Source organism: Pseudoalteromonas sp. SR43-5 (genome assembly GCF_014163835.1).
Taxonomy (GTDB): domain Bacteria; phylum Pseudomonadota; class Gammaproteobacteria; order Enterobacterales; family Alteromonadaceae; genus Pseudoalteromonas; species Pseudoalteromonas distincta.
Genome location: NZ_JACJEA010000010.1, coordinates 32,210 through 47,403 on the forward strand (window position 1 = coordinate 32,210; position 15,194 = coordinate 47,403).

At 39.6% G+C, this 15,194-nt stretch carries 16 protein-coding genes; 5 read left to right on the plus strand and 11 right to left on the minus strand.

Annotation, left to right across the window (positions count from 1 at the left end):
* The first annotated feature begins 264 nt into the window (after positions 1 to 264).
* Positions 265 to 1,578 carry a peptidoglycan DD-metalloendopeptidase family protein gene (locus H5090_RS07645; protein ID WP_024597684.1) on the plus strand — a complete coding sequence of 438 codons (1,314 nt, stop codon included), beginning with the start codon at positions 265 to 267 and terminating at the stop codon, positions 1,576 to 1,578.
* A gap of 90 nt (positions 1,579 to 1,668) precedes the next feature.
* On the opposite strand, the gene H5090_RS07650 is transcribed toward H5090_RS07645, so the two are convergent.
* The 5 genes from H5090_RS07650 to H5090_RS07670 form a co-directional block, all read right to left on the minus strand.
* Positions 1,669 to 1,845: a hypothetical protein gene (locus tag H5090_RS07650; RefSeq protein ID WP_182695417.1), complete on the minus strand. Its 177-nt coding sequence runs from the start codon at positions 1,843 to 1,845 to the stop codon at positions 1,669 to 1,671.
* Positions 1,846 to 1,858: 13 nt separating this feature from the next.
* Positions 1,859 to 2,830, minus strand: coding sequence for an aldo/keto reductase family oxidoreductase (locus H5090_RS07655; RefSeq protein WP_024604017.1), 972 nt, complete (start codon positions 2,828 to 2,830; stop codon positions 1,859 to 1,861).
* Positions 2,831 to 2,972: 142 nt separating this feature from the next.
* Positions 2,973 to 4,103 carry a sodium ion-translocating decarboxylase subunit beta gene (locus H5090_RS07660; RefSeq protein ID WP_002961942.1) on the minus strand — a complete coding sequence of 377 codons (1,131 nt, stop codon included), beginning with the start codon at positions 4,101 to 4,103 and terminating at the stop codon, positions 2,973 to 2,975.
* Between the two features lie 13 nt (positions 4,104 to 4,116).
* Positions 4,117 to 5,898, minus strand: a complete 1,782-nt coding sequence (oadA, locus tag H5090_RS07665) for a sodium-extruding oxaloacetate decarboxylase subunit alpha (RefSeq protein ID WP_138489620.1) — start codon at positions 5,896 to 5,898, stop codon at positions 4,117 to 4,119.
* Between the two features lie 11 nt (positions 5,899 to 5,909).
* Positions 5,910 to 6,155, minus strand: coding sequence for an OadG family protein (locus tag H5090_RS07670; RefSeq protein ID WP_002961940.1), 246 nt, complete (start codon positions 6,153 to 6,155; stop codon positions 5,910 to 5,912).
* A gap of 519 nt (positions 6,156 to 6,674) precedes the next feature.
* On the opposite strand from H5090_RS07670, the gene H5090_RS07675 reads away from it, so the two are divergent.
* From H5090_RS07675 to H5090_RS07685, 3 genes are all read left to right on the plus strand, one after another.
* Positions 6,675 to 6,848, plus strand: coding sequence for a DUF1328 domain-containing protein (locus tag H5090_RS07675; RefSeq protein WP_002961939.1), 174 nt, complete (start codon positions 6,675 to 6,677; stop codon positions 6,846 to 6,848).
* Between the two features lie 58 nt (positions 6,849 to 6,906).
* Complete coding sequence (locus H5090_RS07680; RefSeq protein WP_002961938.1) at positions 6,907 to 7,098, plus strand: hypothetical protein; 192 nt, start codon at positions 6,907 to 6,909, stop codon at positions 7,096 to 7,098.
* A gap of 133 nt (positions 7,099 to 7,231) precedes the next feature.
* Positions 7,232 to 7,699 (plus strand): YcxB family protein, encoded by a 468-nt coding sequence (locus tag H5090_RS07685; protein ID WP_182695418.1) that lies wholly within the window; start codon positions 7,232 to 7,234, stop codon positions 7,697 to 7,699.
* Between the two features lie 50 nt (positions 7,700 to 7,749).
* On the opposite strand, the gene csrA is transcribed toward H5090_RS07685, so the two are convergent.
* The 6 genes from csrA to ribA form a co-directional block, all read right to left on the minus strand.
* Positions 7,750 to 7,941, minus strand: coding sequence for a carbon storage regulator CsrA (gene csrA / locus H5090_RS07690; RefSeq protein WP_004587515.1), 192 nt, complete (start codon positions 7,939 to 7,941; stop codon positions 7,750 to 7,752).
* A 91-nt stretch (positions 7,942 to 8,032) separates the two neighbouring features.
* Positions 8,033 to 9,250: an aspartate kinase gene (locus H5090_RS07695; protein ID WP_182695419.1), complete on the minus strand. Its 1,218-nt coding sequence runs from the start codon at positions 9,248 to 9,250 to the stop codon at positions 8,033 to 8,035.
* A 6-nt stretch (positions 9,251 to 9,256) separates the two neighbouring features.
* On the minus strand, positions 9,257 to 11,857 hold the full coding sequence (gene alaS / locus H5090_RS07700) for an alanine--tRNA ligase (protein WP_182695420.1): 2,601 nt from the start codon (positions 11,855 to 11,857) through the stop codon (positions 9,257 to 9,259).
* A 19-nt stretch (positions 11,858 to 11,876) separates the two neighbouring features.
* Entirely contained in the window at positions 11,877 to 12,329 is a 453-nt protein-coding gene (locus H5090_RS07705; RefSeq protein ID WP_002961933.1) for a regulatory protein RecX, read from the minus strand.
* A complete protein-coding gene (locus H5090_RS07710) occupies positions 12,329 to 13,117 on the minus strand; it encodes a BPSS1780 family membrane protein (RefSeq protein WP_024595741.1) in 789 nt (262 codons plus the stop codon). Before H5090_RS07710 ends, H5090_RS07705 begins: the two co-directional genes overlap by 1 nt.
* A gap of 81 nt (positions 13,118 to 13,198) precedes the next feature.
* Entirely contained in the window at positions 13,199 to 13,822 is a 624-nt protein-coding gene (ribA, locus tag H5090_RS07715; protein ID WP_002961931.1) for a GTP cyclohydrolase II, read from the minus strand.
* Between the two features lie 249 nt (positions 13,823 to 14,071).
* Between ribA and H5090_RS07720 the strand changes: the two genes are divergently transcribed.
* Positions 14,072 to 15,187, plus strand: a complete 1,116-nt coding sequence (locus tag H5090_RS07720; protein WP_182695421.1) for an energy transducer TonB — start codon at positions 14,072 to 14,074, stop codon at positions 15,185 to 15,187.
* The last annotated feature ends 7 nt before the right edge of the window (positions 15,188 to 15,194 follow it).

The following is a 15,194-nucleotide window of genomic DNA, read 5'->3' on the forward strand; positions in this document are numbered from 1 at the left end:
TTTAATAAAGGTTTAAACCGAATAAATAGATGTAGCTAACATAACAAATTTCTACCTAATTAAAACAACTTTTTAAGTGATTCATGCAACTAAACTAAATCAATTGAGTCTTAGCTAGGTAGAGCGTTAAAAAAGGCTTTCTAAGCCCGATTTTAGCGTAGTTTAAGGTCAGTTTAAATCTACAAAACACTAGTATTCGTACATTATTAAGTATATCCTGCAATATTATGTATTTATTATCTTGACAGCAGAAAAAGGCACGTTATGGTTCACGTGGTTCACACGCTCCCCAAAAAACACAAATTGCTTATTCTAGGTTTGGTTTCTGCTATTGTTGGCTTAGCCTTTCTTCCTTCTGAAAAAGCCACTGCATCCAAAGACAATAGTGCAAATGCACTAGAAATTGGTAAGCGCTATGAGTTACAAGTTAAAGTTGATAACAACGAAAAATTAACTGAGCTAAATTCAGAGCAAGCAGCAGAAAAGTTACCAGAATACGACTTTGTCGATCATAAAGTTAAAAATGGCGACAATTTAGCAATTATCTTTAAGCGTGCTGGTTTTTCGGCTCAAACGCTTCATAAACTAATTAACACTAATGCAGAGACTCGCAAACTTACTAAAATTCACCCAGGTGAAATACTTAGTTTTGCGACAGCTGAAGATGGCTCCTTAGCTCAACTGCGCTATGTGATTTCAAAAACAGATACTTTATTTGTTACCTTAAACGAAGAAGGTAACTACGATACAGCTATTGATAGCAAAGAAATTGAAACGCTAACCAAAACCGCTGGCGGCGAAATATCTAATAACTTTTGGACTTCAGCAATTGCAGCAGGTTTAAGCGAACGCCAAATAATGAACTTTGCTGACATATTTGGTTGGGATGTTGATTTTGCAAACGACATTCGTAAAGGCGATGTATTTGGCTTAATTTACGAGTCTCACTATGTTGATGGCGAGTTTATTGGTACCGGTAAGATTATTGCAGCTGAATTTGTAAACCAAGGTCAGCGCTTTGCAGCGATTCGCCATACCGACGGCAATTTTTATACGCCTGAAGGGCGTAGCATGAAAAAAGCATTTTTACGTGCACCTGTAAGCTTTAAGTATATTAGTTCGAGCTTTAATCCTCGCCGCTTACACCCTGTTACTGGGCAAGTTAGAGCGCACCGTGGTATCGACTTTGCTGCACGCACTGGCACACCTGTTGTTGCATCTGGTAACGGTAAAGTAATTAAAGCCGGTTACAGCAAGTACAACGGTAACTACGTATTTATTAGCCATGGCACGCAATATGTAACTAAGTACTTACACCTAAATAAGAAGCTAGTTAAAACGGGCCAAAAAGTTAAACAGGGCCAACAAATTGGTACTGTAGGTTCTACAGGTCGTGTTACTGGTGCACATTTACACTATGAATTTTTAGTAAATGGCGTTCACCGTAATCCTAAAACTGTAAAACTTCCTAAGTCAGAGCCATTACCTCGCTCAGAACTTGCCAAGTTTAAACCTATTGCTGATAACTTTATTGCCCAGCTTGAGCGCAATCGCGAGCTACAGTTAGCACTTAAATAAAGTTTATCAATAAACATTAAAAAAGCCTTTGCAGGTTTAACCTGCAAAGGCTTTTTTGTATACGCTATAAACCATTAGTACATCAGTACATCAGTACATCAGTGCATAAATGAGCTGAATAACTAAAGACACCATCACTAATGGCCAAATATATTTACTGTATTTGGTTGCGCCGTTGAGCCCTATTTTACTTTGATACTTTTCAAGCAAGGGTATAAGTATCGCCAGCGCAACAAACAAACCAATTAAAATAACGAATATGTTCATATTAACGCCCTACTTATGGTAATTCGTGGCCTTTAGCGCTTACATAAAGTGCATACCAATGCTCACGAGTTAGCTCTACGTTTACAGCATCACAAGAGGCTTTAATCCGTTTAGCATTAGTTGTTCCAATAATTGGCTGAATAGATGCGGGATGGCGAAGCAACCATGCAAGTACAATTGCCTCAGCAGAGGTTTCATAAAGTGCAGCCAGCTTATTAACTAAAAGACTGGTGTTGATATCTGCCTGAGATGCGTTTGATAAATCACTACCGCTGTACAAGCCTTGGCATAAACTACCCCAGCTTTGAATTTGGATTTCAAAATGGCGACAGTACTCAATACTACCTGGCGTAAAATTAAGATCTTTACCGTCACTGTTACCGGCATATACACCTTCATCAACAAACTGATGTTTTTGTAAACTAGCCTCAATTTGGTTAGCCACAATTGGCATATCAAGCGCATGTTGTAAAAAGTTCATTTGGTGCTGCTGCATATTAGACACTGCAAAATTGCGCACTTTACCGCTTTCTTTTAAGCAACTAAATATACGAGCAATCTCGTTAACTTCCATGAGTGGATCAGGGCGATGCAGCATAAGTACGTCTAAATAATCTGTATTTAATCGTTTTAATGATGCTTCAACTGATTGCTCAATCCACTTTGATGAAAAATCATAACGCTTTGGCCCTAAGTCATCTTCAAAACGAATCCCACACTTAGATTGAATATACATGTGCTCTCTAAGCTCTGGTCGCTCACTTAATGCTTTACCAAAAACCTGTTCTGCTTTACCAAAAGTATAAATATCAGCATGGTCAAAAAAATTAATACCACCTTCAATGGCGTTATCTATACATTCATGAGCTTGCTTAACATGTGCATCAGTGATTGCGTCTTTATTCCAACCGCCTCCCAGACCCATACATCCAAATACAAGTTTACTAACGTGAGGCAAGTGCTTTGCTAAAGGCGTGTGAAGCATGATAACTATCCTTAAAATGTTGAAGAGCTGTTACTGTAAACAAAAAGTGCTGAACAAGAAACCATTTAGCGGTGAAGAAATTAAGAACAAAAAAAAGCGCAGTAAACTGCGCTTAATGGTTAATCTATTTTAAATTACATTTTTAGCCAACAAGTGCTAATAAAATACCCGCAGCAACTGCACTACCAAGTACACCCGCTACGTTGGGTCCCATTGCATGCATAAGTAAAAAGTTATGTGGGTTACTTTCAAGGCCAACTTTATTAACTACTCGTGCCGCCATTGGCACAGCCGATACACCTGCCGCCCCAATTAATGGATTTATAGGCGTTTTAGATATTCGGTTAAGTCCTTTTGCCATAAATACGCCAGATGCCGTACCAATTGCAAAAGCCAGTGCGCCAAGCACTAAAATACCAATCGTCTCAACAGTTAAAAACTTATCTGCAGCAAGCTTTGAACCAACAGCTAAGCCTAAAAATATAGTTGTAACATTAATGATTTCGTTTTGAGCACTGTTACTTAATCTATCAACAACACCCGACTCTCGCATTAAGTTACCTAAACAAAACATACCTACCAGCGGTATAGCAGCCGGTAAAAACATAGCCGTTAAACTAAGCACCATAAGTGGAAAAATAATCTTTTCCTTTTTAGATACTTTGCGAAGCTCTGGCATTTTTATTTTACGCTCTTCTGGGGTTGTTAGTGCACGCATAATTGGCGGCTGAATAATTGGCACAAGTGCCATATATGAATACGCAGCTACTGCTATTGCGCCTAGTAAATCAGGTGCCAGTTTTGATGCTAAAAATATTGCTGTTGGCCCATCGGCACCACCTATAATGGCTATAGCCGATGCGTCCTGTAGAGTAAATTCAAAACCTGGCACATAGTTAAGTAATATAGCGCCAAACAATGTAGCAAAAATACCAAACTGTGCAGCCGCACCTAATAACAACATACGTGGGTTTGCAATAAGTGCGCTAAAGTCGGTCAGCGCCCCTACTCCCATAAATATCAACAGCGGAAAAATCCCCGTATCAATACCCACATAATAAACGTAGTACAAAAGCCCACCTGGGTCTGACAAACCTGCCACTGGTACATTTGTTAAAATTGCACCAAAACCAATAGGTAGTAATAATAGTGGTTCAAAGCCTTTAGCTATTGCTAAAAACAGTAATAAACACCCTACCGCAATCATTATTAACGATGGGATTGTAAAGTTAGCAATGCCTGTCGCATTCCAGAGGTTTAAAATACCTTCCATCCTCTATTTACTCCTAAGCTAATGCAATCATAGCGTCGCCGGTAGTTACAGCATCGCCTTCACTAACTAACACTTCAGCAATTGTTCCGGTATGCGTAGCGCGTATTTCAGTTTCCATTTTCATGGCTTCCATAATAATCACTACATCGCCTTCGTTAACAACTTGCCCAGCTTTTACTTTAATCTTAAAAATATTACCGGCTAGAGGCGCGTTAAGTGTTTCACCTGATGCAACCGAAGCAGATTGAGGAATGTGCTCAGAGTCTTTTAATGTTACTTCTTTAAGTTCACCACCTTGCGCTACGACTACGTCATAAACTTTACCATCTACTTTTACGCTGTATTGCTCAGCCTTCACTTTGTTATTATTTGAAACTGATTTAGAAGGTGCTTTACTGCTTTTATCTTCAACAGAAGGTACTGGCTCAAATGCATCTGGGTTGTTGCGGTTTTTAATAAACTTCAAACCAACTTGTGGGAATAATGCATAAGTTAATACGTCATCAATTTGATCATCAGCAAGTGTTAAACCTTGCTCTTGTGCTTCTTTTAATAACTCAGCTTCAAGCGTTGCAAGCTCAGGTGCAATGTTATCAGCAGGGCGACAAGTAATAACTTCCGCGCCATCAAGCACGCGCTCTTGTAGCTCTTTATTCATTGGTGCTGGTGTTAAGCCATATTCACCTTTTAATACGCCAGCAGTTTCTTTAGTAATGGTTTTATAACGCTCACCCGTTAGCACATTAAGTACCGCTTGAGTGCCAACAATTTGCGACGTTGGTGTTACTAAAGGTAAAAAGCCAAGATCTTCACGTACACGTGGGATCTCAAGTAAAACCTCATTAAGCTTATCGGCTGCGCCTTGCTCTTTAAGTTGGTTTTCCATGTTTGTAAGCATGCCACCAGGTACTTGAGCTAGTAAAATACGCCCATCAACCCCTTTTAAGCTACCTTCAAATGCCGCATATTTTTTACGTACATCTCTAAAGTAAGCAGCAATTTCTTCTAGGTGGTTTAAATCAAGTCCAGTATCACGCTCAGTCCCTTCAACTATCGATACAATAGTTTCAGTTGCGGAATGTCCATAAGTCATACTCATTGATGAAATAGCGGTATCGAGCATATCAATACCAGCATCAATTGCTTTTTGGTAAGTAGCAGTACTTAAACCTGTTGTAGCGTGGCACTGCATAGCAATTGGAATAGATACAGTTTCTTTAAGTGCTTTAATTAGTTTTTCAGCATCGTACGGCTTTAATAAACCCGCCATATCTTTAATACAAATTGAGTGACAACCCATATCTTCAAGCTGCTTTGCAAGAGTTAGCCACATATCAAGTGTATGAACTGGGCTAACTGTGTACGAAATAGTACCTTGAGCGTGAGCGCCTACTTTTACAGCCGCTTTAATAGCTGTTTCTAGATTGCGAACATCGTTCATTGCATCAAATATACGAAATACGTCAACGCCATTTTTATGTGCACGTTCTACAAATTTTTCAACTACGTCATCAGCGTAATGGCGGTAACCTAATAAGTTTTGACCGCGTAATAGCATTTGCTGTTTAGTATTAGGCATCGCTTTTTTAAGTGCACGAATACGCTCCCAAGGATCTTCGCCTAGATAACGAATACACGAGTCAAATGTAGCACCGCCCCACGATTCAATAGACCAATAACCCGCATCGTCTAATTTGCTAGCAATCGGTAGCATATCGTCTAGGCGCATACGCGTTGCTAATAATGATTGGTGAGCATCGCGTAATACCAATTCTGTTAATTTTAATTTAGCCATGTGTGTGCCCCTTATTTATTATTTGATTTGTACTGAGCAATGGCAGCACTAATAGCAGCGATGTGCTCATTAGGCACACCTTGAGATTTAAAAGATGGTGATTTAACTGGTGTCGCCACGTCAGGTTCGCTAAAGCGCGTCACCAAATTAGACATAAGCGTTACTGCACCAATTAATATCGACAGAAATACAAACACCCCAACCATGCCAGTAAGCATTAAGTTACCAGCCGTTGTGAGTAGAGCACCTATATCCATTTTTCTCCCCTTGAAACCCATATCGAAAATAAAAAATCGATTTAATTAAATATTTATTCACTGGATAATAACAAAACTAATCGCTTTGTCTACATCTTGTAAATTGGTAAAACCAATTAAACAATAAATAACATAACACTCAATTAATTTACATGCCATAACTCAGCAATCACGCGCTCTACAATACATACAAGAAATAACGACTATAGCTAATAGTTATATGGAAGTTGTTAATTAACTATCAAGCTAAGTAAAAATAAACACTAATTCTTAATATAAAATGCAAAGCCACACACCAATTGTTAATTGGTCTTACCAAAATAAGTTTATTTAGTGAACATTTAGCAGTTATTTGCAACAGTGTGAATAACTTACATAACAAAGCGTAAAAGTTACTAACCAACTAATAGCTAGAATAACAGCAAAAACACATAACTAATTGATATTTATGCCAAATAAATTTTGGCATATAACTGGCATTAGTTATTATGAGCAAATTTGATAACCAAGGAGAAAACAATGTTACGCTGGACAATTACATTTTTAGTTATTGCTTTAATCGCTGCAGTGTTAGGTTTTGGTGGCATCGCAGGTGCCGCAGCTGGTATAGCAAAAATTATATTTTTTATCTTTTTAGTACTTTTAGTGATTTCATTAGTTTCAGGTGCACTACGTGGTAAATCACCCAGGTAGATAAAGCATTCATCTAACAAACACTAAAATTTAATTAATACTTACAAGGAATTACACTATGAACTCTACAACTTTAAAAGCAGCACTAATCGCAGTATTTGCAGGTTTTTTCATGATGGGTTGTGAAGACAACCATGCAGAAGATGCTGGCGAACGTATCGACGAAGCAGTAACTGATGTGCAAAACTCTGTTGAAGATGCATGTGAAAATGTTAAAGAAGGCGTGAACGCTGAAGAAACTAACTGTTAATTCTTCTTGTACCGCTAAAAAAACGGCTTTCGAGCCGTTTTTTTGTGCCAGTAATAAAATCACTGACTATAAAGCTGCTCATTTAGCAGTTAGCTTGTTAAAATAAAAAAAACGATATTTAAAGCAAGGCAAAATGGCATTCACAACCACCTACACATTAGATAAACCCTACTTTTACGAGTGTTTTGATGAGTCACTCCCTTATAGTAAGCGTGCAAAACCTAAATACTTTTTACTTGTGTTGTTAGTTGCGCTTGGTCTATTTGGCATTTATGTTTTAAACGATCATTACTTAGGATCGTTTATGATCATGTTAGCGGTACTCGAGTGCGTCGCTTTTTACTATCGCAGACCATGGTGGGTAACCAGACAAATGCTCAGCAGAGCATCAGGCTCTGAGGTAACACTTACCTTTGATGAAGAAGGTATTAAATCTGCTAATCATTACAAAAGCTATCAATTAGAATGGCAAAATATAAGCGAAGTAATAGACACCCAACAAGGTATTATTATTAAAAACAAAAGCGGCATGCAGTACATATCAAAACAAATACTTAGTCCTGAAACACTCGCTTTTATAAACAAAAAAGCCACTCAGTGAGTGGCTTTTAGTCTAGTTGAGTTAATTACTCAACTACGTGTACGTGTTGATTAAGCATTGCCCGGATTAGGGTTCGACTTTTCAGCTTGTATGCGCATGTAAATCTCTTCACGATGCACTGATACGTCTTTTGGTGCATTAACACCGATTCGAACTTGATTTCCTTTAACACCTAGAACAGTAACTGTTACTTCGTCACCAATCATTAGGGTTTCACCTACTCTACGAGTTAGTATTAGCATTCTCTTGCTCCCATGTTCCAATAAAAATTATAAGATTCCGCTTAAACATACTAATGAAAATTAGACTGAAAAGTAAGTAAAAACTCGCAATCTATCCATTTTCTGTTAAAAATGCCTTGTGTAATGCACGAACAGCCAACTCTAAGTACTTTTCATCTATTAAAACTGAAATTTTAATCTCTGAAGTCGAGACTAAAACCACATTAATATTTTCCTGCGCTAATGCATCAAAAAATAAACTAGCGACACCAGAATGTGATTTCATACCCATGCCAACAGCAGAAACTTTAGCTACCGCTTGCAATCCGCTTATATTTTGAGCACTGAGCTGAGCTTGATCTTCACTCAATAATTCAAGTGCTTGCAGATAATCATTCGAGTGCACAGTAAAAGCATAGTCTATTTTTTCAAAGTTATGATTAACTTGATTAATCATATCTATTTCGATGCCATTTTCGGCAAAAAGTTTCAATATTTTTGAAAGATATTGCGTGCCCGTTGGCACACCTTGTACCTTAATTAAACATTCGTCACGATTAAACGCTATCCCCGATACAACCTTGCTTGGCATATCGTTCTCCTCAAAACTTATTAATGTACCTTCATCGGGATTAAAGCTCGAAAGCACCCTAAGTGGCACATTATGTTTTCCTGCGGCTTCTACTGAGCGAATATGCAAAACTTTCGCCCCTAAACTTGCCAGTTCTAGCATTTCGGCAAAGGTAACTTGGCTCATTCTGCGCGCGTTAGGTTCAACACGAGGATCTGTAGTATATACGCCGTCAACGTCTGTATAGATCTGGCATTCGTCAGCTTTTATAGCCGCAGCTATTTCCACAGCCGATGTATCGGTGCCGCCGCGCCCAAGCGTTGTAATGTTGCCCTCAACATCACGCCCCTGAAACCCAGCAATAATAGCAATACGATTATGCTCAAGCTCATGCTTTAAACGCGTAGCAGCAACCCCTGCAATACGAGCTTTACCAAACATGTTATCGGTTAAAATATTGACTTGATCGGCTAATAGGCTCACAGCAGAGTGGCCACGTTTTATAATAGCCATAGCAAGTAGTGATACAGAAACCTGCTCTCCGGTGCTAATAAGTACATCTAGTTCACGGCTACTCGGACGAGTATCGATTTTTTTGGCGAGATTAATTAAGCGGTTGGTTTCTCCCGACATAGCCGAGAGCACCACAACCACTTGATGTCCTTGTTGTCTGGTTTTTACAACAAGGTCGGCGACCGCTTCAATTCGCTCTATTGAGCCGACCGAAGTGCCACCGAATTTTTGAACAATAAGCGCCACTTAGGCTTAAGTACGCTCAGTTAACCAAGCTGTAACGCTATCTAGTGCAGCAGCAAGGTTTTGTGGCTCACTACCACCGGCTTGTGCCATATCTGGACGGCCGCCACCTTTACCACCTACTTGGCCTGCCATGTGGTTAACTAACTCACCGGCTTTTACTTTGCCTGTTAAGTCTTTAGTTACACCAGCAATTAGGCTTACTTTGTCGCCACTGGCAACACCCAGTGCAATAACACCTGAGCCAATTTTGTTTTTAAGGTCATCAACCATACCGCGCAGTGCTTTAGATTCAGTACCTTCAACATTTGCTACAAGTAGCTTAATGCCGTTAATTTCAACAATCGAATCAAGTAAAGATGCACCCGCTGCACTTGCTAACTTATCGTTAAGTTGCGCAATTTGCTTTTCAAGACCTTTAGACTTTTCAAGTAACGCGGTTACTTTTTCAAGTACCGATGCGCTATCGCCTTTAACTAAAGCAGCTACATCATGTAATTGTTGCTCTTGCTCGCTAACATAAGCAACTGCATCAGCACCAGTTACCGCTTCAATACGGCGAACGCCTGCTGCAATACCGCTTTCAGATACTATTTTGAATAAACCAATATCGCCTGCGCGCTCAACGTGAGTACCACCACAAAGCTCAATAGAGTAGTCGCCAATAGTAACTACGCGTACTTCGTCATCGTACTTTTCGCCAAACAACGCCATAGCACCTTTCGCTTTAGCATCATCAATAGCCATAAGCTCAGTATTGAGTGCAAAGTTACGACGAATTTCGTCATTAACTACACGCTCAATTTCACGTAGCTCATCTTTAGTAACCGCTTCAAAGTGCGAAAAGTCAAAACGTAAACGATCAGGCTGAACAAGTGAGCCTTTTTGGCCTACATGGTCGCCTAATAATTGACGTAGTGCTTCGTGTAAAATATGTGTAGCTGTGTGGTTTTTCTTAATGCTATCGCGGCGTGCATCATCAATAGTCGCATCCACTTTATCGTTAACACCAATGCGGCCTTGCACAGTACCGTAGTGAGCAAAAGCATTACCAAGTTTAGTGGTATTAGTAACATTAAATTCGCCACCAGCAACTGTAATAGTACCCGTGTCGCCCGTTTGGCCGCCTGATTCAGCGTAAAACGGTGTGCGGTCTAATACTACAATACCCTGTTGACCATCTTCTAATAACTGAACAGCTTCGCCACCGGCAAAAATTTCTACCACTGTCGCGCTATGGTGCGTGCTGTCGTAGCCTTTAAACTCAGTAAGCTTTTCTGATTTTAATTGCTCATTGTAATCAGCACCAAACTTACCCGCTTGTTGCGCTGTTTTACGTTGTACAGCCATGCATTCTTCAAAACCTTGATGATCAATCGTCATCTGGCGCTCACGCGCAACATCGGCCGTTAAATCAGCTGGAAAACCATACGTGTCGTAAAGTTTAAATACTAAGTCGCCCGGTATAATATCGCCTTTAAGGTCACTTAAGCTTTCTTCTAAAATAGCTAAGCCACGTTCAAGTGTTTTACCAAACTGTTCTTCTTCAATGCGTAATACTTTTTCGATAATTTCTTGTTGCTTAGCAAGCTCTGGGTACGCTTGCCCCATTTGCTCAATTAGCGCAGCAACTAACTTATAGAAAAACGAACCTTGCGCACCTAACTTATTACCGTGGCGCACAGCACGACGAATAATACGACGTAGTACATAACCACGACCTTCGTTAGATGGCATAACACCGTCAGAGATTAAAAACGCACACGAACGAATATGATCCGCCACTACGCGTAGTGACTTATCGTCCATATCTTGCGCGTTAGTTACACTTGCAGCTGCTGCAATTAAGCCTTGGAATAAATCGATTTCGTAGTTTGAATGCACACCCTGCAAAATAGCAGAAATACGCTCAAGGCCCATTCCTGTATCAACAGATTGCTTAGGTAGAGGCAACATAGTACCGTCGCTTTGACGGTTGTATTGCATAAATACAAGGTTCCAAATTTCGATGAAACGGTCGCCGTCTTCCTCTGGAGTGCCCGGAGGTCCGCCCCAAATATGCTCGCCGTGGTCATAAAATATTTCAGAACACGGACCACATGGACCAGTATCGCCCATAGACCAAAAGTTGTCAGAGGTCGCAATACGAATAATACGATCTTCACTTAAGCCAATATCTTTTGACCAATACTCAAACGCTTCTTCATCATCGTGATAAATAGTAACAAGCAGTTTTTCTTGAGGTAATTTAACAACCTCAGTTAAAAACTCCCACGCAAACTTAATCGCGTCTTGCTTAAAGTAATCGCCAAAGCTGAAGTTACCTAACATTTCAAAAAATGTATGGTGGCGAGCAGTGTAGCCTACGTTTTCTAAATCGTTATGCTTACCGCCAGCACGTACACAGCGCTGCGAACTTGTCGCACGTGTATAAGGGCGGCTTTCTGCGCCTAAAAATACATCTTTAAATTGCACCATGCCGGCATTATTAAATAACAACGTGGCATCGTTACCCGGTATAAGCGAGCTAGAAGGTACTATTTGATGTTGCTTGCTGGCAAAAAAGTCTAAAAACTGTTGCCTAATTTGTGCGGTAGTCATGTGCTGCATTTGAAAGTCTCACCTGTATTTACTGTGCTTGCATTGCAAAATTAATTTCATCGTAGCTAAAACCCCGATACATTAAGTAGCGCACGCGCTTAGCTTTATCTTTGTAATCGAGATCTGGCGGTGTATTCGAATATTTTTTATTGTACGCATCCTGCGCAAGCTCAAACCAATCTATTTCAAGCTCTTCAACTACCATTTCAAGTAGCGAACGATCAATCCCTTTGCCCATAGCTTCGCTTTGTATTCGCTTAAGCCCGTGGCATTTAAATATGTGTTTTCTTACAAAGCCTTCACAGTATCGCTGCTCGTTAATAAAATTGTGCTTTTCGCACCAATCAAGCAGCGTTTCAATAAACTCTTCTGTCGCTTCTTTTTGCTGTAATTTGAGCGTTAACTCACGACGCGAATATTCTTGGCGCCCTAGTAACCAAAGTACATAGTTTTTTAGTTTTTGCTTTAATTTATCATCCATTAAGCGTCAAAACGTCCGCTTGTTTCACTGCTAAGTGGCTTAACATTAATGTCGTCACTTAATGGTACAACAGGCATAAAAATGGCTTGATAAGATACAAAAAAGCTAATGTAGCAAATCGGCATTAAAATCAACAGTGGTAAGAACGATAAGAACATCGAAAGCGCCATAAATAATGCGCAAATAAGGCCAAAAACGCCAAGTGGCAAAATATTATGATAAAACACCATTAACGACTTTTTAAGCGCCGTTAAAATGCGTGTTTCTTTACTAAAATAAACAAGTGGCACAGCGTACGCAAATGCCGTTAAATAAATTAGCATTGCCATAAAAAATAAAATTACATTCGCGCCCGAAATACTCTCAAGCATTTGCTCAAGTGCTACGTTTGGATCAAGTCCTGGTTGGCTCATAACAGCCACTGCATCGGCAAATAAGCCATTAGCAAGTAACGCCATTAAAATACCCGCACCCATTTGATAAAGTGCTAAACGTAATAACCCTAAACGATTTCCCTTAGCCGTAAATGGCTTGAGAATATCGGCTAGCATAATTTTTCCGCCCTGTTGCTTACTAAGCACCGCTTGGTAAAACCCTGCGGTTAAAAATGGCGTAGCGAGTGCTGCTACTACTTGCAGCAGCGGTAAAAATAAAGACAGCAGCCCTACAATGCCAATAAATAAATGCATAAAAATAAAGGTTGCTGGCTGGGTTTTAAAAATAAGCCATCCGGCTTTTAACCACTTTAGCCCTGCATCGGCTTTAAAAATTCGTAATTGTGTAGACATACTTGCTCTTAATTTAAAACGAAACACGCCAAGTATAACTTGGCGTGAGGGGGGATTAATAGACGAAACGTAATTAAATAATTAAGGTTTTTTAATTTTCTTAATATCTAACATATGCGCGCCATGCTTAATTTTTGTTTCTAGGTACGATTTATTACCCGCAACACCCGCTTTAATGTGCGCATGTGTGCCCACAACCGAGTCAACATTAATACCGGCATCTTTTAATGCATTAAGCTTTTTAGGATTATTAGTCATTAATTTAACGTGACTTAAATTAAGCGCATTGAGCATTAATACCGCATCCGAAAAGTCACGTAAATCATCAGCAAAGCCTAAATGATTATTAGCTTCGTAGGTGTTCATACCTTGCGATTGCAATACGTAAGCGTCTATTTTGTTGTATAAACCAATGCCACGGCCTTCTTGGCGTAAATACAATAAAATACCGCCTTGCTCGTGCATCATTTCAATACATTCATTTAGCTGCTCACCACAATCACAACGCGATGAGTAAAATACATCGCCCGTTAGGCATTCTGAATGCATACGAATTAGCGGTACATCTTGCTCTGTATCGGCGTTATTAAACACCATAGCAATATGTTCTTTACCATCTTTTAAATCAGTAAATGAGATTATTTCTGCAGGGATATCACTATTTCTGCCAACTTTAAGCTGGACTCTTGCTCTTACTTGCGCCACGACAAATCCAAATATTTAAATAACTACGACACGACAATAAAGTGATAGTATCACAAAATAGGATAAATACACCGTAGTACAAGACTGTTTATGGCAAATATATGGCGACGACAGGCGTTATTTTCAATGATTGTTAAGCAATAAATTAATACAAATAACCGCCAATATTATTTACGTTGATTTACCTTAATCAGTGACACCTACAGGCACGTTTGGTATTTTGTATTTTAAACAACGATAGGGATTATTATGAAACGTCAGCAACTCGCTTTATTTATCGGTTTAAGTTTGTCTGCTTTAAGCGCAACAACTTTAAGCACTACAGCATTCGCCAGCCAAGCAAGCGATCCTCAAACGGTATTTAACCAAGCATACCAAAGCTATTTAGCAGCAGTTAAAGCAGACGAAAACGTGCAACAAGCTGCCAAACTTGCTTACACATCAGGTAAAGCCGTTTACGGTAAAAGCGACGACAATACTGCTAACTTAGCTATTAACTACGCTAAAGCTATTAAAGGCTACGGCGATGAGCTATACGAACAACGTTTTGCACTTTATGATGAAGCACATACTATTTTAGCGGCTAATCACGGCAAACAATCAATAGAAACAGTTGATGCACTGCTCGGAAAAGCTAACTACACAACATCAGCTTACAAAGCAGCTAACTTTTTAGAACAAGTAATAGGTATAGCTAAAACACAAAATAACCCTAAGTTTTTAGCCGACATGAAACTTGAAGCTGCAACGCTACTGGCTAAAAAGTTTAGTTCTAAAAAATATCGTGAGGCTAAAAACTACCTAGAAGAGGCCGACGAATACTACCAAGAAAACTTACCTGAAAACTCACTAGAGCGCATAAAAGCCGATTTTTTAATGGCCTCATTCGCAGAGGGTCGTAAAAGATACAATCAAGCGATTGAAAGGCTAAATCGTATAGTTACTGTATTCGATAGTAACTTAAACTTTGATCACAGTGCAGAGCTAACAGCTCATTCAAAGCTTGTAGGTCTGTACGAAAAGCAAGGTAAAAGCGAAGAAGCAACTAAACATTGCCTAGCTATCGCTCAAATGGTGCCATGGAAAGAATCGCAAGAGCAAACACCACTCTATCGTGTTAATCCTAAATACCCAGTTAACAAAGCCAGATTTAGTACCGATGGTAGCGTTGTTATGGAGTTTGAGGTAGACGCAGCTGGCTTTGTAAAAAACCCAAAAGTACTTAGCTCAGAAGGCGGCAGCGCATTTGAAAAATCAGCCAAAGCAGCGCTTGAGCAATGGCGTTACGCGCCAAAGTTTGAAAATGGCAAACCTGTTAGCGCTATTTCTCAAGTACAACTCGACTTTAAAATTAACCGCCACTAAAAGCGGC